At 43.8% G+C, this 19,439-nt stretch carries 16 protein-coding genes and 1 pseudogene; 13 read left to right on the forward strand and 4 right to left on the reverse strand.

Features of this window, described 5'->3' with window-relative positions; all coding sequences use genetic code 11:
- Positions 1–56 precede the first annotated feature (56 nt).
- From rmuC to tatC, 7 genes and pseudogenes are all read left to right on the forward strand, one after another.
- Positions 57–1,588 (forward strand): annotated as a pseudogene (gene rmuC, locus OC443_RS00570) (DNA recombination protein RmuC).
- A 166-nt stretch (positions 1,589–1,754) separates the two neighbouring features.
- Positions 1,755–2,522: a bifunctional demethylmenaquinone methyltransferase/2-methoxy-6-polyprenyl-1,4-benzoquinol methylase UbiE gene (ubiE, locus tag OC443_RS00575; RefSeq protein ID WP_234976338.1), complete on the forward strand. Its 768-nt coding sequence runs from the start codon at positions 1,755–1,757 to the stop codon at positions 2,520–2,522.
- Between the two features lie 11 nt (positions 2,523–2,533).
- Positions 2,534–3,163: a ubiquinone biosynthesis accessory factor UbiJ gene (locus OC443_RS00580; protein WP_073580573.1), complete on the forward strand. Its 630-nt coding sequence runs from the start codon at positions 2,534–2,536 to the stop codon at positions 3,161–3,163.
- Positions 3,160–4,794: a ubiquinone biosynthesis regulatory protein kinase UbiB gene (gene ubiB / locus OC443_RS00585; RefSeq protein ID WP_073580575.1), complete on the forward strand. Its 1,635-nt coding sequence runs from the start codon at positions 3,160–3,162 to the stop codon at positions 4,792–4,794. The genes OC443_RS00580 and ubiB overlap by 4 nt, the downstream gene beginning before the upstream one ends.
- 55 nt (positions 4,795–4,849) lie before the next feature.
- Positions 4,850–5,092 carry a Sec-independent protein translocase subunit TatA gene (gene tatA, locus OC443_RS00590; protein ID WP_073580577.1) on the forward strand — a complete coding sequence of 81 codons (243 nt, stop codon included), beginning with the start codon at positions 4,850–4,852 and terminating at the stop codon, positions 5,090–5,092.
- 9 nt (positions 5,093–5,101) lie between these two features.
- Positions 5,102–5,461: a Sec-independent protein translocase protein TatB gene (gene tatB, locus OC443_RS00595; protein WP_073580579.1), complete on the forward strand. Its 360-nt coding sequence runs from the start codon at positions 5,102–5,104 to the stop codon at positions 5,459–5,461.
- Positions 5,462–5,528: 67 nt separating this feature from the next.
- Positions 5,529–6,272, forward strand: a complete 744-nt coding sequence (gene tatC / locus OC443_RS00600; RefSeq protein WP_073580581.1) for a twin-arginine translocase subunit TatC — start codon at positions 5,529–5,531, stop codon at positions 6,270–6,272.
- A 54-nt stretch (positions 6,273–6,326) separates the two neighbouring features.
- Here tatC and OC443_RS00605 read toward each other — a convergent pair whose 3' ends face one another.
- Positions 6,327–7,094, reverse strand: coding sequence for a TatD family hydrolase (locus OC443_RS00605; RefSeq protein WP_073580583.1), 768 nt, complete (start codon positions 7,092–7,094; stop codon positions 6,327–6,329).
- 216 nt (positions 7,095–7,310) lie between these two features.
- On the opposite strand from OC443_RS00605, the gene hemB reads away from it, so the two are divergent.
- Both hemB and polA read left to right on the forward strand, forming a co-directional pair.
- Positions 7,311–8,351, forward strand: coding sequence for a porphobilinogen synthase (gene hemB, locus OC443_RS00610; RefSeq protein WP_073580585.1), 1,041 nt, complete (start codon positions 7,311–7,313; stop codon positions 8,349–8,351).
- A gap of 569 nt (positions 8,352–8,920) precedes the next feature.
- Positions 8,921–11,701, forward strand: a complete 2,781-nt coding sequence (polA, locus tag OC443_RS00615) for a DNA polymerase I (RefSeq protein ID WP_073580587.1) — start codon at positions 8,921–8,923, stop codon at positions 11,699–11,701.
- 746 nt (positions 11,702–12,447) lie between these two features.
- Here polA and yihA read toward each other — a convergent pair.
- Positions 12,448–13,071, reverse strand: a complete 624-nt coding sequence (gene yihA, locus OC443_RS00620; RefSeq protein WP_073580735.1) for a ribosome biogenesis GTP-binding protein YihA/YsxC — start codon at positions 13,069–13,071, stop codon at positions 12,448–12,450.
- A 703-nt stretch (positions 13,072–13,774) separates the two neighbouring features.
- Here yihA and OC443_RS00625 point away from each other — a divergent pair.
- The 4 genes from OC443_RS00625 to hemN all read left to right on the forward strand — a co-directional run bounded on the left by OC443_RS00625 (position 13,775) and on the right by hemN (position 16,996).
- Positions 13,775–14,416, forward strand: a complete 642-nt coding sequence (locus tag OC443_RS00625) for a class I SAM-dependent methyltransferase (RefSeq protein ID WP_073580588.1) — start codon at positions 13,775–13,777, stop codon at positions 14,414–14,416.
- On the forward strand, positions 14,413–14,961 hold the full coding sequence (yihI, locus tag OC443_RS00630; RefSeq protein ID WP_073580589.1) for a Der GTPase-activating protein YihI: 549 nt from the start codon (positions 14,413–14,415) through the stop codon (positions 14,959–14,961). The genes OC443_RS00625 and yihI overlap by 4 nt, the downstream gene beginning before the upstream one ends.
- A 14-nt stretch (positions 14,962–14,975) precedes the next feature.
- Complete coding sequence (locus tag OC443_RS00635) at positions 14,976–15,464, forward strand: DUF2489 domain-containing protein (RefSeq protein ID WP_073580590.1); 489 nt, start codon at positions 14,976–14,978, stop codon at positions 15,462–15,464.
- Positions 15,465–15,601: 137 nt separating this feature from the next.
- The gene (gene hemN, locus OC443_RS00640) at positions 15,602–16,996 is read left to right on the forward strand and encodes an oxygen-independent coproporphyrinogen III oxidase (RefSeq protein ID WP_073580591.1); all 1,395 of its coding nucleotides are present in this window, start codon (positions 15,602–15,604) and stop codon (positions 16,994–16,996) included.
- A 57-nt stretch (positions 16,997–17,053) separates the two neighbouring features.
- On the opposite strand, the gene OC443_RS00645 is transcribed toward hemN, so the two are convergent.
- Both OC443_RS00645 and OC443_RS00650 read right to left on the reverse strand, forming a co-directional pair.
- Positions 17,054–18,253 carry a heme biosynthesis protein HemY gene (locus OC443_RS00645; RefSeq protein ID WP_073580593.1) on the reverse strand — a complete coding sequence of 400 codons (1,200 nt, stop codon included), beginning with the start codon at positions 18,251–18,253 and terminating at the stop codon, positions 17,054–17,056.
- Positions 18,250–19,434, reverse strand: a complete 1,185-nt coding sequence (locus tag OC443_RS00650; protein ID WP_073580595.1) for a uroporphyrinogen-III C-methyltransferase — start codon at positions 19,432–19,434, stop codon at positions 18,250–18,252. The genes OC443_RS00645 and OC443_RS00650 overlap by 4 nt, the downstream gene beginning before the upstream one ends.
- Positions 19,435–19,439 lie beyond the last annotated feature (5 nt).

Consider the following 19,439-nt stretch of genomic DNA (forward strand, 5'->3'; position numbering starts at 1 on the left):
ATCCAGTATCACAATACCATCAAATTGGGAATCAAAGACAATTAAGTGATGTCACCATGCATTGGATAACTGAGAATCAACCATTGTTAATTGCTTTTCTGACCGGGGCTTTGAGTGCTTGCGGGCTGACGTGGTTTTGGCTGACGCAGAAGCATCAGATGATGACTTCACAACTTCGGCAGCAATCGGAAACGCAGCAACAATTAAATGAACAGTTGATCGCGCAGCTGAATCATCAGCTTGACTCATCTCTGGATAATATTCAAGAGCTTGAGACGCTTCAGGACCGGTCAGCGGTTGAGTCGCGGGCATTGCACGGTCAACTGATGGTTGCCCGGGAAAAGCTGGGACAATATGAAGTCATCAAGCGGGAACGGGAACAGCTCCTTCACAGGATCAATCAGTTGCAAGAGCAGAATGCTCAGCTGAGCGGAGAAATACGCGAGCAAAGTGCGAGGTATGAGACACAACTGAAATCAGGTCAGGAAAAACTTCAGTTGCTGGAACGGGCTGAAGAGCGTTTGAAACAACAATTTGAGAATCTGGCCGGTCAGCTTTTTGAAGAAAAAACAGCGAAAGTTGATCAGCAAAACCGTCAGAGTCTGGAAGGGTTGCTGAATCCTTTGAAGATACAGCTCGAAGGATTCAAAAAGCAGGTCAATGATAGTTTTAGTTCAGAAGCAAAAGAAAGGCATACGCTGGTTCATGAGCTGAAGAATTTACAACGGTTGAATGAACAAATGGCAAAAGAAGCTGTGAATCTGACTCAGGCACTCAAGGGAGATAATAAGCAGCAAGGTAACTGGGGAGAAGTCGTCTTAGCCCGGATTCTGGCCGAATCCGGTTTGAGAGAAGGTCATGAATATCAGACGCAGACCAGCTTAAATAATGAAGAAGGGAAACGTTATCAGCCTGATGTGATTGTTAATCTTCCGGACAAAAAGCAGGTTGTTATCGATTCAAAAATGGCTTTGGTCGCTTATGAGCGTTATTTCCATGCTGAGACGGATGAAGACAGAGAGTGCGAAATGTCAGCACATCTGATCGCTATTCGCACTCATATTAAAGAGCTGGGACGTAAGGATTATCAGAAGTTGGTGGGTGTTCACTCCCTTGATTATGTTCTGATGTTCATTCCCGTTGAGCCCGCTTTTCAGGTTGCCGTTCAGGCAGATCCTTCGCTGGTGAAAGACGCGATGGAAAGTAACATCATTCTTGTCAGCCCGACGACTTTATTGGTCGCTTTGCGAACGATTGATAATTTATGGCGCAATGAATATCAGAACCAGAATGCTCAGGTTATCGCGGACAGAGCGGCAAAACTTTATGACAAGCTGCGGTTGTTTGTTGATGATATGGACGGGTTGGGGCAGGCGCTGGATAAGGCCGGACAAAGTTATCAGGGAGCGATGAAAAAGCTGTCAACGGGGCGCGGTAATGTTATCCGGCAGGCGGAAAGCTTTAAAACGTTGGGGGTTGAAGTGAAACGTCCGATTTCGCCAAAGCTGGTGAGTGAAGCGGAGGAGAACCCGGATGAAAATCTGTCAATATTGCACAAAGACATCCCGGGAGGGATAAAGTAAACTAATTCTCAATTTGGTTATCTCAATGATGTTGATGTATTTCATCAGACGGTTGGTTTCAGTGATGTTTATTGAATTGTCTGCGGTCTTTCATCGAATCAGCATGATTGAAGTATCAGGGAAGCAGCCTTTGTTTACAGGCTGCCTGTATTATTTAAGGTAGGTATTGGTGTGCAATCAGAAAAACTAGACGATATTCAGGAAACCACACATTTTGGTTTCGAAACCGTAGATAAAGATGAAAAAGTACGTAAAGTTGCTCAGGTATTTCATTCGGTTGCGGCAAAGTATGATGTGATGAACGATTTGATGTCTGGTGGTATCCATCGTTTATGGAAACGGTTTACGATTGATTGTAGTGGTGCGCGTCCCGGACAAAAAATCCTTGATTTAGGCGGCGGTACCGGAGATCTGACCGCAAAATTTTCCCGGATTGTTGGTGACTCAGGCAAAGTTATTCTGGCGGATATTAATAATTCGATGTTGTGTGTCGGCCGGGATAAACTGCGGGATAAAGGTTTTGTCGGGAACATTCATTATGTGCAGGCCAATGCTGAAGAGCTGCCTTTCCCGGATGATTATTTTGACTGTATTACGATCAGTTTTTGTCTGAGAAATGTGACTGATAAAGAGAAAGCCATCCAGTCGATGTATCGGGTATTAAAGCCCGGAGGCCGTTTACTGATTTTAGAATTTTCCAAGCCTGTGTTTGAGCCATTGTCAAAAGTGTACGATGCTTATTCGTTTCATATTTTGCCGAAGATGGGGCAACTGATAGCAAACGATGCGGATAGTTACCGTTATCTTGCTGAATCTATCCGGATGCACCCGGATCAGGAAACCCTGAAGGGCATGATGGAAACCACAGGGTTTGAGCAGGTGAGTTATTACAATATGACTGGCGGAATTGTTGCATTACACCGTGGTTATAAATTTTAAAGGTCTGGTTTATGCCATTTGAATCCTTGATTACTGCGACAATTGAAACGGTTCTGAACCGTCTGATTCAGGATGATCCAATGTTGGTTCGTCAGGCTGCACGCCTGAAAGGGCAATCAGTGCAAATTCATCTGAAAGAGCTCGATCAAACGCTGACATTTGTTTTCAGCCAGCAGGTCGATGTCCTCAATGGTTATGAAGGACAACCGGATTGCTATTTATCTCTGAAGCTGGCTGTTTTACCGCAGTTAAAGGAGCAGGCTAATATCACCCGGTTGATTAAAGCAGATGAACTGGTTTTGGAAGGCGACATGCGTTTAGCGCAGGGTTTTTCAAAGTTATTAACGGAGTGCCAGCCAGATCCTGAAGAATGGCTGTCCCGGTTAACGGGAGATGTTGTTGCACACTCCGTTGTTCGTGGTGTGAAAGATTTAGGATACTTCGTGCAGGGAGAGTTTAAGCGGCATCAGTCTCATCTGGGGCAGGTATTGACCGAAGAATGGCGTATTGCGCCCGGGCCTCTTGAAGTCGCAGATTTTTGTGATCAGGTTGATGACGTTCATAGTCAGCTTGCCCGGCTGGAAGCCCGCATTCTGAATGTATCGGATATCATTGACAACCAATTAGCAGATAAACGATGACACCAACAGAAATCAGAAGACTTTACCGGATTATTAAAGTTCAGCTTGAGTTTGGGCTGGATGAGTTGCTTCCTCATCACCAGTTATTGAAAGCCCCCATGCTGGCCAGAAAATCTCTGTTCTGGCTGAAAAACCGTCATCCTGAGAAACCCATAGGCGAACGGTTAAGACTTGCGCTGCAGGCTTTAGGGCCTGTGTGGATTAAGTTTGGTCAGATGATGTCGACCCGACGGGATTTGTTCCCGCCACATATAGCTGATCAACTGGCATTGCTGCAGGACAAAGTTGACCCGTTTGACGGGGAGCTTGCCAGACAACAGATCGAGTCCGCTTTAGGCGGACCAATAGAGACCTGGTTTGATGATTTTCAGGTCAGGCCACTGGCATCTGCATCCATTGCGCAGGTACATACGGCGACGTTAAAGTCATCCGGGCAGGAAGTCGTGATTAAAGTGATTCGTCCGGATATCCAGCCAGTGATAACCGCAGATATTAAGTTGATGTTCCGCCTTGCCCGGCTGGTTGCGAGGACACTTCCGGAAGCGCGGCGGCTGAAGCCGGTCGAAGTGATCAGGGAGTATGAGAAAACACTCAAAGATGAGTTAGATCTGCGGCGTGAAGCTGCCAATGCGATTCAACTGCGGCGCAATTTTGAAGGCAGCGAAGAATTATATATTCCGGAAGTGGTTTCAGAGTTGAGTAATCAGACGGTCATGGTTTCTGAGCGTATTTATGGCATTCAGGTTTCGGATCATGAAGGATTGAACGCAAACGGAACCAACATGCAACTGCTGGCAGAACGTGGTGTAAGTGTCTTTTTTACCCAGGTATTCAGAGATAGTTTTTTCCATGCTGATATGCACCCCGGTAATGTTTTTGTTTCCCCACGTCATCCGGAAAACCCTCAATGGATTGGACTCGATTGTGGGATTGTCGGGACACTCAATAAGGAAGACAAGCGCTATCTGGCTGAGAACTTTCTGGCTTTCTTCAACCGGGATTACCGGCGCGTTGCTGAACTACATGTTGAGTCAGGTTGGGTTCCTTTCGATACGAATATTGATGAGTTTGAAAGTGCGATTCGGGTTGTGTGTGAACCTATTTTTGCCAAGCCACTGTGTGAAATTTCATTTGGCCATGTGTTACTTAACCTTTTCAATACTGCCCGGCGGTTTCACATGGAAGTTCAGCCGCAGTTAGTTTTATTACAGAAGACTTTACTGTATGTTGAAGGTCTTGGCCGGCAATTGTATCCACAACTGGATTTATGGAAAACGGCGAAGCCTTTTCTTGAACAGTGGATGAGACAACAGGTTGGCCCGGAAGCGATTGTGCGCTCCATCCGTGAGAAGGCTCCTTACTGGGCTGAGAAACTACCTGAGTTTCCGGAGCTGGTATACGAAAGTCTGAAACAGGGACGGGTAATGAATCAGCGGGTCGATCTGATGTACCAGAATTATCGCCAGGTGAAACGGGAACATGGAACGGGGAAGTTTTTCCTTGGTGTTGGTGCTACATTAATGATTTGCTCCGCAATTTTTGCAGTAAATGATCATGTTGATATTTCTATAAGCACTTTGATTGGTGGTAGTATCAGTTGGGTGTGTAGCTGGGTGCTTTATCGTCGATAAATCCGGTACACCGCTATTATAAATAGAAATATAAATTCAAAAGGAGAGTAAAGATATGGGTGGAATTAGTGTCTGGCAATTACTGATTGTTGCCGTGATCGTTGTTTTACTGTTTGGGACAAAGAAACTCCGCGGTATGGGAAGTGACTTGGGTGGTGCTGTGAAAGGCTTTAAGAAAGCTATAGCTGATGAAGATCCGGATAAACTGAAGCAGGAAGAGAAGTCTGGCGACGATGAACTTCAGTCCGGTCAGCCTCTGAGCCATCAAAAGGAACAGACTCACCAGGATAAAGAGTAGGGCCTTATCGTGTTTGATATCGGTTTTTGGGAGCTGGTATTAATTTTCGTTGTTGCTTTGGTTGTCTTAGGGCCTGAGCGGATGCCATCTGCGATTCGCTCTGTCGGCCGTTTTGTCCGTACAGCGAGACAAATGGCCAATAGTGTGAAAGATGAACTGAACCGTGAGCTTGAGCTGAATCAGATCCAGGAAGATTTGCGTAATGCTGAACAGACAATCAAGAAGAAAGCTTCGGAATTTGAGTCTTCTGTTGATCAGGTTAAAGAGACTGTGAATGATGCAGTTGAACGTGAAAACGCTGCTTTAGTACCTGATTCAGAAAATTTGTCTGACGCATCAACAGCAACGGAAAAAAAGCCGGAATCTTAAGTATAAAATAGTTCTCAGAATAGTGAGTTATTGACTGTTTTGATTGCTGTCAGGAGTCATCGTTATTATGTCATCCGCAGAACAGACTCAACCTCTAATCAGTCATCTGCTTGAGCTTCGTGATCGTCTTTTGCGAAGCTTGGGTGCGGTGTTAGTCATTTTCATCGCACTGGTTTATTTTTCAAGTTATATCTATGAATTTGTTTCCAGACCTTTAATTGACAGGTTACCCCAGGGAGCAACCATGATAGCGACAGATGTCGCGTCTCCTTTTCTTACGCCACTGAAACTGACTTTAATTGTGTCGGTATTCCTTGCCGTACCGTTTATTCTGTACCAGTTATGGGCATTTGTTGCGCCGGGATTATATCAGCGTGAGCGCCGCCTCGTCATGCCACTGATGTTTTCCAGTACGTTACTGTTTTACTGTGGTGTGGCGTTTGCTTACTATGTCGTCTTTCCCCTGATTTTTGGTTTCTTCACCGCAATCTCTTTGGGGGGCGTGGAATATGCGACGGATATTTCCAGTTATCTGGATTTTGTTCTGGCAATCTTTCTGGCTTTTGGGATTGCGTTTGAAGTACCGGTTGCCATTATTTTATTGTGCTGGACAGGTGCGACTTCACCAGAAAGTTTACGGACAAAACGGCCTTACATTATTGTTAGTGTTTTTGTCGTGGGGATGTTCCTGACACCTCCGGATATTTTTTCTCAGACGCTGTTGGCTATTCCGATGTGTTTGTTGTTTGAGGTCGGTATCTTTTTTGCCCGCTTTTACACCAGACGTGAGACGGAAAACGACACAGTTTAAGTGATTGAAACGGTATCGCTTTGGGAAAAGGAAACAGGAAGCTGCTGTCAGGCTTTATTTGCTGAGCCTGAACAGCGTTTCTGCATTATGTGTTGTGAGACGGTCAACTTCTTCTGGTGTGCATGCTTTTAGTACTGCGATGCGTTCTGCGACCAGTTGCGTGTAGGCGGGTTCATTACGCTTACCGCGGTGTGGTACCGGTGCCAGGTAAGGGCAGTCCGTTTCCAGAATGATATGGTTCAGATCGAGGTGTGGCACAACTTTATCCATTCCGCCATTCTTAAATGTTGTCACGCCTCCGAGGCCAAGATGAAACCCTAAATCCGTGATTTGTTGCGCTTCATCAAGCGTTCCGCCAAAGCAGTGAAAAACGCCCTGAAGCGAACCATCCTGCTCTTTTTGTAGTAATGCCAGTGTTTCCTGAATTGAATCTCTGGTATGGATAACAACCGGACGTTGTTTATTTTTTGCCAGCCGGAGTTGAGTAATAAACGCAATTTCCTGCTCTTTTTTATAGGTTTGATCCCAGTAAAGGTCGATACCGATTTCACCTACAGCGATAAAGTCACGTTGTTCAAACCAGTGTTCTATGGTTTTCAGATTCTGTTGGTAATTGTCATCGACATGACACGGATGAAGTCCCATCATGGCGTAGCAGATATCCGGATATGATGATTCAGTTGCAAGCATCGGGGTAATGGAGTCCGGATCAATGTTTGGCATCAGGATTTTTTCAATGCCTGACAGGCGCGCCCTCTGAATCACGTCATCGCGATCCTGATCAAATTCTCTGGCGTAAATGTGAGCATGTGTGTCAATCATAGTGAAATTTGATAGTTCTGATTCGTGAGGCTCAGTATACCGGAATATCCCGAGAATATAGAGTCCGGCAGAGGAAATGAAGATTTTTCATGGCAGAGAATAAACGGAGTGATATGATTTTATGCACTCAGAGATATTTTCTGAATTCGCTTTGGCTTTCAAAGTGATACAAATGATGATGTTTCGAAGTAAATGATAATAGAGAAGGAGGAGTATGTGTCAGTTTCTGTAATTGGTCAGTTTCCTGGTCGCCGGATGCGCCGTGTCCGTAAGCATGATTTTAGTCGTCGTCTGACGGCTGAACATACATTGTCAGTGAACGATCTGATCTATCCGGTCTTTATTTTGATGGGTAAAGATCGCCGGGAACCTGTTGAATCTATGCCCGGGATAGAACGTTTATCGATTGATTTGTTGCTTGAAGAAGCTTCTTATCTTGCGGGGCTTGGTGTGCCTGCCATTGCTCTGTTTCCTGTTGTGAATCAGGATGTGAAAAGTCTCGATGCTGCAGAAGCCTATAATCCGGAAGGGTTAATTCAAAGGGCGGTCCGTGAGTTGAAGGAGCACGTGCCGCAGATAGGTGTGATTACGGACGTTGCTTTAGATCCGTATACAACTCATGGTCAGGACGGAATTATTGACGATGACGGTTATGTGTTGAATGACGAAACAACCGAAGTACTTATTCGTCAGGCACTATCTCATGCACAGGCGGGAGCCGATGTTGTTGCGCCTTCGGACATGATGGATGGGCGGATTGGACTCATCCGGGAGGCATTGGAAGAAGCCGGATATATTCATACTCAGATTATGGCTTACTCTGCTAAGTATGCATCTTGTTATTATGGCCCGTTTCGTGATGCTATCGGTTCAGCCGCAAATTTGAAAGGCGGGGATAAAAAAACCTATCAGATGGATCCTGCGAATAGTGATGAAGCCCTTCAGGAAGTCGCTATGGATATTCAGGAAGGTGCTGACATGGTGATGGTGAAGCCTGGCATGCCTTATCTGGATGTGGTTCGCCGGGTAAAATCTGAGCTTCAGGTACCTACGTTTGCTTATCAGGTCTCCGGAGAGTATGCGATGCATAAAGCCGCGATTATGAATGGCTTTCTGAAAGAAAAGGAGACAGTTCTCGAATCTCTGCTGTGTTTTAAAAGAGCTGGCGCTGATGGCATTCTGACCTACTTTGCTAAAGATGTTGCAGAATGGTTAGCGGAATCCAGTGAGACCATTGTCAATAACCTGAAGAAATAATGATATTAATTCTTATTTGCACTTGACTCTCAAGTGAGAATGGTTATTATTAACCTCGTCATAGGGGATGCACTTGCTGTTCTGTATGTTGATACAGTTTGGCATATTCATTCTTTTTGGCACGACATTGCTCACATTGCTTCCAGTGTAATTTATAGCTTTACAGGAAAGCGATTTGTCACATAAATCTCTTTCTTTCTTATGCTAGGCGATATTCATATTTGAATATCGCTTTTTCTTTATTGGTATATATAAAAAGTCACCCATTGTACAAAAGCTATACTTTTCCACAGCAGTTGATCACGAAAGGATCATTGTTATTTGCACAGATCTTTTTATTTTTTGTTTTTAATCATAAGCTTAGGTTCATTTTCGTTTCATCTTTCTTCTCTTTTGTTCAAAGTTAAAAAAAAGTATAAACAGACTTATCCACAATCGACTGCTTCTGTGACGAGTGGTTATTCTGCCCATTTTTTCCAAAAGTAATTCAGAGCGTAGAATCCTGAGGGCAGAAGTGGCATTCTAATGCCTGCTTGTGATTCCCGACCAAATTTGGATACCAACATACTATGGCTCAAATTCCTGATAATCCTCTCATTCTTATTGATGGCTCATCTTATCTCTATCGTGCGTTCCATGCTTATCCTGAAACAATGAGTAACGGTAAGATTCAGACCAATGCAATCTATGGTGTTGTGAACATGATTCGCAGCATGTTACGACAGTACCCATCAGATCGGATTGCTGTCATTTTTGATGCGAAAGGAAAAACTTTCCGGGATGATATGTATCCGGAATATAAAGCCCATCGCCCACCAATGCCGGATGAGCTGCGTAGCCAAATCGAGCCGTTACATAAAATAATTCGTTCTATGGGATTGCCCTTACTGGCGATTGAAGGTGTGGAAGCTGATGATGTCATCGGAACCATTTCGACTCAGGCTTCGCAGGCTGGTATTCCTGTTTTGATCAGTACCGGTGATAAAGACATGGCTCAGCTTGTGAATGATAAGGTGACTTTGATCAATACGATGACAAACGTCATTCTGGATCGTGAAGGTGTGATTGAAAAATTCGGTATACCGCCGGAACTGATTATTGATTATCTGTCGCTAATGGGAGATAAGGTCGATAATATTCCCGGTGTCCCGGGCGTTGGAGAAAAAACAGCGAAAGCATTACTTCAGGGCATTGGAGGGCTTGATGCGCTGTATCAAAACCTTGATAAAATCTCTGATCTGACTTTCCGTGGTTCGAAAAGCATGGCGAAGAAGTTGGAAGAACACAAAGATGATGCGCTGCTTTCATATCAGCTGGCAACAATTAAACTGGATGTGGCACTGGACGAAACGCCGGAATCTCTGGTGAAACAAGACCCGGATAAAGACAACCTGACAGAGATGTATAGTCAGCTGGCATTTAAGTCATGGCTGAATGAGCTGACAGAGGGCGGAGAAAGTACCGGATCTGTTTCATCATCCGGGAAAGCTCAGGATGGTTCGTCATCTCAGGTGAATACATCTGCCGTAAAAATTGATCAGGATGGTTACCAGACGATTCTGGATGAAGCGACTTTTTTGTCCTGGCTGGATAAGTTGAAAGCAGCATCTCTGTTTGCGTTTGATACTGAAACGGATGGTCTTGATTATATGACTGCCAATCTGGTCGGGTTATCTTTTGCAATCAAAGAGGGGGAAGCCGCTTATGTTCCCGTTGCGCACGATTATCTGGATGCGCCTCAGCAACTGAGCCGGGAGTGGGTATTAGACAAGCTGAAACCGCTCCTTGAAGATGAGAATCTGGCAAAAGTCGGGCAAAATCTGAAATTTGATATGAGTATTCTGGCTCGTTATGACATCGAACTGCGCGGGATACGTCACGATACTATGTTGGCCTCTTACGTTTACGATAGTGTCGGCGGGCGCCACGATATGGATAGTCTGGCATTACGTTTTCTGCAACATCAATGTATTTCGTTTGAACAGATTGCCGGTAAAGGCAAAAACCAACTGACATTTAATCAGATTGATCTGGAACAGGCGGGAGTTTATGCCGCTGAAGATGCTGATATTACATTACGGTTGCATAATCGTTTAATTGAAAGTATTGAAGCCAACCAGAAGCTGCAGACCATTTATGACGAAATCGAAGTGCCTTTAGTTCCGGTATTGTCACGTATGGAAAGAACCGGTGTACTGATTGACGATTCATTACTCCATGCTCAGTCTCAGGAAATAGCGGTCAGACTAACTGAGCTTGAACAAAAAGCTTTTGAGATCGCTGGTGAAGAATTTAACCTCAGCTCTCCGAAACAGTTGCAGGCTATTCTGTTTGATAAAATGGGATTACCTGTTGTTAAAAAAACGCCATCTGGTGCGCCTTCGACAAACGAAGAAGTTTTACAGGAACTGGCGTTAGATTATCCGTTACCTCAGGTAATACTGGAATACCGGGGACTGGCAAAGCTTAAATCAACTTATACCGATAAGTTACCGAAAATGATCAATCCGGCAACTGGACGGGTTCATACTTCATATCATCAGGCGGTGACAGCAACCGGCCGTTTGTCATCGACCGATCCAAATTTACAAAATATTCCTGTTCGTAATGAAGAAGGGCGGAGAATTCGTCAGGCCTTTGTTGCGGAGAAAGGCTGGAAAGTCGTTGCGATAGATTATTCACAAATTGAGTTAAGAATTATGGCTCACCTTTCGGGTGATCAGGCTTTGCTGGATGCTTTCCGTGAAGGGAAAGATATTCACACTGCAACGGCTGCTGAGATTTTAGGTGTTCATATTGACCAGGTTTCAAGTGAACATCGTCGTCGTGCCAAAGCCGTTAATTTTGGCTTGATTTATGGCATGAGTGCATTCGGTTTAGCGAAGCAGCTGGGTATCTCACGTGGTGAAGCGCAATCGTACATGGATACTTATTTTGAGCGTTATCCCGGAGTCATGCAGTATATGGAAGATACCCGTTCTCAGGCGAGTGAGAATGGCTATGTTGAGACCTTGTTTGGTCGTCGTTTATACCTGCCTGAAATTCGTTCAAGAAATGGGATGCGTCGCAAAGCTGCAGAACGTGCTGCCATTAATGCGCCGATGCAGGGAACCGCAGCGGATATCATTAAAAAAGCCATGTTATCCGTTGATCGTTGGATTGAAGACGAAGGTCAGGGGAGAGTGCGTTTATTGATGCAGGTTCATGATGAACTCGTTTTTGAAGTTCAGGAGTCATTTTTACCCGAAATTGTAAATAAAATACAGAAACTGATGGAGTCAGCTGCATTGCTTAATGTGCCATTGGTGGCAGAGAGTGGGTTTGGAGAGAGCTGGGAACAGGCACATTAATGGCTGTTTCGCTTGAATAGAAAATAGTTTTGCCTGAATAAGGCTCATTCATCCGTTGAATGTGTGATCTGAATCTTATCTGAATAAAGAGCTGGTGTGAAAACACCAGTTTTTTTATATTTGGAAAAAACTAACGTGAATCATGACCTTATGTATTTTGGTATAAAAAATATGAAAATTAATTACAAAATGGGTTTCTTTTTTCATCAGACTGTTGTACATTAAATGACGTAGGGTACAGAGGTAAGATGTTCTATCTTTCAGACCTTTTGTTTCACGTTATTGGATTAGGCTGTTTCAGCCGCCCCAGTCAGTTTTTGACTGGGGCGTTTTTTATTGTAGTAACCAATTGTTTTTCATCGGAAAAATTTCGACATTGAGCTTGTCCTTTCAATTCCTTTCTTCTCTATTATTCTGATTCTTCCGAATTGTCGTCATATTTTATGAAATGAATGTATATAACAGATTTGTAATAAATTGTTTGTCACAAAATCATTAATTCTATGCGTGAATAAAGCCATGATTTGGTTGTTATATTATTTAATATCAAAAGGTTATATGAATTTTGGCTGGCTGTTAAATTTATTAACTCGGGATTGAATTATTCTTTAGATTAGACGATGCTTCTAGAGGCACAAAAACAAATAACAAAAAAGTTCATTATCTCTCCCGTTAACCCCGCCAGGAAGGTGGGGTTTTTATTTGTTCTTAGTTATTAATTGGTTAGGTCACTTTTACCGGAGTGGTTATGCTTCATCTGAGATAAAAGCCGGTGAGAACCAGGTATCCAGCTTGCTGCGTAAAACATCAACACCAATTCCGGATAATGATGAAAACAAATCGACACTGACATCTCCGCAGAAAGCCAGCGAAGCTTCTCTGATTTTGAGTAATTGCGCCTTTCGGGCACCACTTTTCAGCTTATCAGCTTTTGTTAGCAGAACCTGAACAGGAATATTACTTTCAACAGCCCAGTAGATGAGTTGTTGATCCAGATCTTTCATCGGATGGCGGATATCCATCAGTACAACCAATCCTTTCAGGCATTGACGCTTTTGTAAGTATTCTCCAAGAGATTTCTGCCATTTTTTCTTCATTTCAATGGGAACCTGGGCAAAGCCATATCCTGGCAGGTCCACAATATGACAGTCTTCGGTCACTTTGAATAAATTAATCAGCTGGGTACGGCCTGGTGTTTTACTGGTTTTAGCCAGACTTTTCTGATTTGCCAGCCTGTTGAGTGCACTCGATTTCCCGGCATTTGAGCGGCCGGCAAAGGCGATTTCAATACCTTGATCTTCGGGCAGATGACGAATATCCGGCGCACTGGTAATAAAGTGTGTGTGTTGGTAGTTAATTTTTACACTCAAGGTAAACTCCGTTGTAGCAAAGTCTGGAACAGCACTGAGTATATCATGAATATTCCTCATAGCTGGATACTTCAGAGGATGGTGGTTTTCTGTACTATTCCGGGAGCAGCATGAAAGCAACCGGGCGATCATCAGATTTTTTCTTTTTTTCTGATGATTTTTGTAAGAGATTGTCCATAAATAAAGGTATTAATTATGTATCAGTTAGTTTAATTGGCTGATTATTATGTTTTTTTGTGAAATTGTTTCAAAATGTGTTCAACAAAAAATCCGGGTGAGTTGTTCTGATTGAAATTTCCGGTAAATTAAATCGTGGGTTTCGCGAATAGTGTTTGTGATAGCCTTTTTGGGTAGACAGGGCGTGTACCCGATATGGATGGTCTATTTGTTTCAGGAAGAAGCGCGTAAAGGACCAGGACACGGAAGTGCCCATAACAGTGAAGTTTTCACGGATAGTCAAAATTCATCAGGATGATGACGAACAATGTTTTTGCATGGAAAGCACGAATAACAAATGGAAAGTTGTGCACAATCAAGTGCTCTGATTTTTTCTGCTCCGGTAGCAGGTTAGAAAACGACAGGATATCCTGTCGTTTTTTTTATAAATAAGATTTAAAAAACCGGTATACTGACTCCACTATTTTCCCCAATTCTGGTATGTTCCGCATCCTTAAGGTTAATGATCCTCTAATCCGGAGTGCTCATGCATTGTTGTCCGCTATGTAATGCTTCTCCTCTGCAGCTTTATCATCAGGATAAACGTCGCGAATACCTGCAGTGTCTTCGTTGCGATCTGGTGAGTGTGGCACCTTCGTATCGTTTGGATGCAGAAGCTGAAAAGTCCATCTATGATTTGCATGAGAATCACCCTTCTGATCCGGGATACAGGCAGTTTTTATCGCGGTTATTTTTACCGCTGAATCAACGTTTGTTGCCTGACTCTTCCGGACTGGATTATGGTTGCGGGCCCGGGCCCACCCTGTCTTTGATGCTGGAAGAAGCGGGTCACCGGGTTGCGTTGTACGATATTTTTTATCATCACAATGTATCTGCCTTATCATCAGTCTATGATTTTATTACGGCAACAGAGGTGATTGAGCATTTGTATCATCCGGGAGATGTTTGGCAGCAATGGTTAAAAATGCTCAAACCGGGTGGATATATTGGCCTGATGACAAAATTAGTTGAAAATCAGGATGCATTTTCAACCTGGCATTATAAAAATGATCTCACTCATGTGAGCTTTTTCAGCCAGAAGACATTCCGGTATTTAGCCGAGCGGGATAAGCTTGAACCTGAATTTATCGGGCGTGATGTAATTATACTGAGGAAAGGCTTGTCATGACTCGCAGAAAAGTAACAACAACTGGTGTGAACGGCGATCTCGTTTTTGCACGAAAAAGTAACCGTAAAAGTGCGGATGTTGAAGGTCGGTTGAGAAAAAAAGAGAAGAAAAAGAAGGGATTGAAGACTGGAAGTCGCCATTCGCAAGGCCAGGAAAATGAACTTTCGAGAGCGAAGCAGCAACGTGACCCTCGTCTGGGAAGTAAGAAAAAGGTGCCATTAATCGTAGAGGCACCTAAAAAGCAAACGAAGCAGGAGCGTCGTCTTTCTGCTGAACAGGAATTGATACAGCTGGAAAATGATGCTCAATTGCAGGTGTTGCTGGGTCGTCTTGAAAATGGTGAAAAGTTGGGAGCTGGCTTACAGAAGTATGTCGATGAAAAGCTGGATCGTATTGAAAAGCTGATGAAACAGTCAGGTTTGCTGGAAGAGACGGATGATGTTGACACGAATGATAACCAGCCTGAAATGACAGATATTCCTGAATTTTCTGGTGAAGATGAACTGTTACAGCAATGGACAGAGACGGACTCTGATAAGTTGTAATCACTGGAGCTGACATGAATTTGACTGTACTGATTGTGACTGGCGTCATCATTATCCTGGTTTTGGCTGCTTATGCCGGATACTTGCTGCTAAAACTCAAAAAGCAGAAAGCTTTGATTGCACAGCATCAGGCTTTAGCAGTTGAAAAGCGAAATGCGAATATTTTTGATAATGTCAATACCTTATGTATGGTCGGTATCCAGGGGCAATGTGATCTTTCTGAACTGAGTATTCGTATTTACTGTATTATGGATTACGTTCAGGGAGAACGACGGGTCGATTTTGACAAAGCCTACCCGGCTATTAGTGAGTTGTATCATATTGTAAAAGATATGGCCCGTGGTGAAGAGCGTCAGGCGCTGCCAAAGCAAGAGCGTATGAAGCAAAATCTGAGTCGAATGAAGGCTGAAGAACGCCTGAATGAGGCGGTTATCCGGGAACTCCACCAATTACGGGAAGGCATTAAGGCAACAGATAATCAGATTTTGATTCAAACTATTTAACCGCTGTTCAGATTGATTAGTTCAGTGATCTGAGTAACAGTTTAGATGATTTATAAGGTTTTCTGTTTTCTTATTCAACTCGCGCCCCAATCTGTATGGCAAAATAGGCCCTCAGTGTTGAATGCGGAATAATGAATATGTTTCAACAAGCAATATTGAATCAGCAAGTCGTTTGGGATCAGGATATGTTGGATAAGTACAACTATTCCGGACCCCGTTACACCTCATACCCGACTGCCGTCGAATTTCACGAAGCGTTTACCATTGCTGAATTCGATATGGCATGTACTCAGTATCCTGAGCGGCCGTTATCGTTATACATTCACATTCCTTTCTGTCATAAACTCTGCTACTACTGCGGCTGTAATAAGCTGGTAACCCGGCATAATCACAAAGCTGATGAATATCTTGATGTGCTTGAACTGGAAATCCGTCAGCGGGCTTCGTTATTGCAGTTGCAGAACCGCGAAGTCGTGCAGCTGCATTTTGGTGGCGGAACACCGACTTTTTTGACTAAAGCTCAAATCAGCCGGTTAATGTCGTTGCTGCGTGCTGAGTTTGCATTTACTGCAGATGCTGAAATCAGTATTGAGATTGACCCCAGAGAAATTGAGCTGAGCCTTCTGGATCATTTGTATCAGGAAGGTTTTAATCGCCTGAGTATTGGTGTTCAGGATTTTGATAAGCAGGTTCAGCAGTTAATTAACCGTGAACAGGATGAAGCATTTATCCTGGAACTGGTTGCTCACGCCAAGTCACTTGGCTTCAGATCGGTGAATCTGGATCTGATTTATGGTTTACCAAAGCAGAATTGTGAAAACTTTACCAAGACACTGAAGAAAGTGATTGAACTGGCTCCGGAGCGGTTATCAGTGTTTAATTATGCCCATATGCCTCAGCTATTCCCGGCTCAGAGAAAAATTAAAGAGGCAGATTTACCGGTTGCCCGGGAAAAAATGAATATCCTGCAGTCGACTATCCGGAATTTAACAGATGCGGGTTACCAATATATCGGAATGGACCATTTTTCTGTGCCAGACGATGATTTGGCGGTCGCGCAACGGGAAGGCTGTCTGCACCGGAATTTCCAGGGATATACGATTCATGGCGATTGTGACCTGATTGGTTTTGGTGTTTCAGCTATTTCAATGGTCGGGGATGTTTATGCCCAGAATCATAAAGAACTCAATCAGTATTATCAGCAGGTCGATGAACAACGGCATGCGTTGTGGAAAGGTGTTTCTCTGGATCAGGATGATTTGATTCGCCGGGAAGTGATTAAGCAGCTGATGTGTAATTTCATGCTGGATAAGAAAGCAATCCAATCCGGCTTTGGTATTCAATTTGATGGTTATTTTAGTGAAGATCTGGCGTTACTTCAGACTTTTGTTACCGACGGTTTGGTTAAAATGACACCTAATGTCATTCTGGTTACTCCAAGAGGCCGATTATTAATCCGGAACATATGTATGTGCTTTGATCGGTATTTGAGAAGCCGGGCCCGGCAGCAGCAGTTTTCCCGGGTGATATAAATAAAAAAAGCCAGCGCTGATAATTAACCGCTGGCTTTTTTTATTAACCTGCCTGACTCATTTGATTTCTGCTGTATTACTGGCCAGACTGAGTGCTTTCTGGCTGACGTCGTGCGCTGCCTGTGCCATGTTCTGATACTCCAGAGCCTGTGCCAGATAACGATAGTCAGAGATATGACTTCTGCTTCTCAAGGCGGTCTCAAAACAACTCTGAGCGCGGCTCCATTGTTGCTGCTTCATGTAAAAGCGGCCTAAAGCACTTTGAGCCTCGGCATTGTGTTCATTCCCCTGAACCATGTCCTTAAGTTGCTTAATCGCTGATTCTGCCTGAGGTGGTTCAAGATTTAATTCCGGGAGTAATGCACTCAGAAGTGATTCTGGCTGTTTCTTCAGTTGATCTTTGATGAGTTTGAAGGCTTGGGCGTCTTCATTATGTTTTATCAGCAGATGAATATAGTGGGTGAGAATTTCTGGCTGGGTTTTGGTTTTTCTTGAAAGTTGGTTCCAGTGTTCCAGTAAGCCCTCCTGATTCAGTTGTTCTGCCGCCTTTGAAAGTTGTTGGCAATGGGCTTCAACGGAGAGCTTTTGTAATTCATCTTCTTCAATTAATTTACGTTTTTTGAGCTGAGGAAGAAGATAGAGTAGTTCGGGCCATTGCTGTAATTGATAGTAGGTGCTTTTCAGTAAGGCCAGGACAACCGGATTGGTCGGGTAGTGTGTTGATAATTCAGTAACAATTTTTTGCGCTGCCTGATAATTCTTTTCTTTGAAGTACTGTTTGGCTTTCGTCAGTTCAACCGCAAGTGTTGAATCTTTCTGCTGTGCTGCCAGAGATAAGTAGTGTTCTCGTTTTTGTTGATTGCCCTGTTCTAAAGCCGCTTCTGATGCAATTAAATAACACAACAATGGCATATCGTGATTTTTGGCCAGCCGGGTGACTTTCTTTTCTGCCAGTTTCCAGTCACCTTCGATAAGTTTGACGATCCCTTCATTGGTAAAGCGACGGGACTTCTTCAACTTCCTGTCACTAAACCAGTTCCAGGTGGATGTGGTGGTGTTCAGAACTTTTTTAATCAGAAACTCAATGCCAAACAACACTGCCAGCAAGGCAATAACCATGACGACAAGTGTTGTGACACTCATCTCAATCGTTTTACCGGCAACTGAAATTAAAACATAACCTTGTTGTCCTGCATATTGAGTACCGACAAATAAACCTATGCCAAGAACAACAAACAGAAAGATTGAACGAATCATGAATCATCCTCCGTCAAACTGGTGACTTCTTTACGCAGACGATTATTAATAATATCGGTGAGTTGGCTTTGTGACTCCAGCTTGACCGGGTAGTTGACCTGGATATTTTTCTTACCCAGCATCTCAAGCATGTGATTGAACTGCTTCACATGATTGTTTTCCTGATTCAGGAAGGAAACAGACCACTCTCTGGCCGTTGAAAGTGCGGTGCTGTATACCGCCTGTTGCTCGTTATAAACTGCACGGATAGCTGTTTCCAGCTTCGCTTTCAGGTTCTCTCTTAAGTAGAAATCCTGTTTTGGAGAAAGCAGTGGAATCACATTGCCGTCTCTGGTGCGGAATGTAATGAAATTATTGACAAAATCTTTGGCTGAAGTCAGCAGGTTATGTTGCCAGTCACTGACATTCTCTGTGACTTCATCCTTTTGTACTTCCGGCGCATCAGGCAATATTGCATTGGCTAATGGCAATTGATCAATTTGTTGCTGCAGACTGGTCAGGCGAATCACTAAGCCATCTTTGTCGACCAGTGGAACAGCTTTCAGTGTTGTAATGTCTTGAGCCATCGACTGTCGCAGAGGGACAAGACTTGGGTCGTTCAACGCTGCGATGCGTTGATCGGCACTTTCCATGAGCAGAGTGGCACTTTGAACATCATGCTCCAGAAAGAGCTTTCTTCCGGCAAGTTTTACCAGATAATCTGACTCAGCCAGCAGCCAGTCATTCGGGCGGCGTCCTTTGATGTCTGCCAAAGCCAGCTGCAGGCTTTCAATGCTCTTATGCTGCTGGTCCAGTAGGGTATCGAATTTATTGGATGTATGAGTGAGTTTTTCCTGGGTTGATTGAGCCTGGGAAGTGACTTGCTGATTGAGCGTTGAAACTGATGTTTGCAACTGCTGCTGAAGCTGGGCTATCTGAGTCTGATAATTTTTTTGTATGTGATAAACATATGCGCCCATGCCTCCAGCGAGAATCAGGCTGAGAATAATGGCTGTTTTGGCAAGTCCGGCACCGGAAGCTGACTTATTGTCTTTTTGTTTTTGTGTCGATGTTTTCGCTGAAGATCCGGATGCTTGTTGTGTTTTGCCCGAAGACGTATGACCTGAAGTGGATGGTGATTGAGATTCTGGCTTGCTGTCTTTTGGCTGCAGTTCTTTGGATTGATTGTTTTTATCAGTCATTGATG

Origin of the sequence: Vibrio quintilis, assembly GCF_024529975.1 — a bacterium.
GTDB classification, from domain to species: domain Bacteria; phylum Pseudomonadota; class Gammaproteobacteria; order Enterobacterales; family Vibrionaceae; genus Vibrio; species Vibrio quintilis.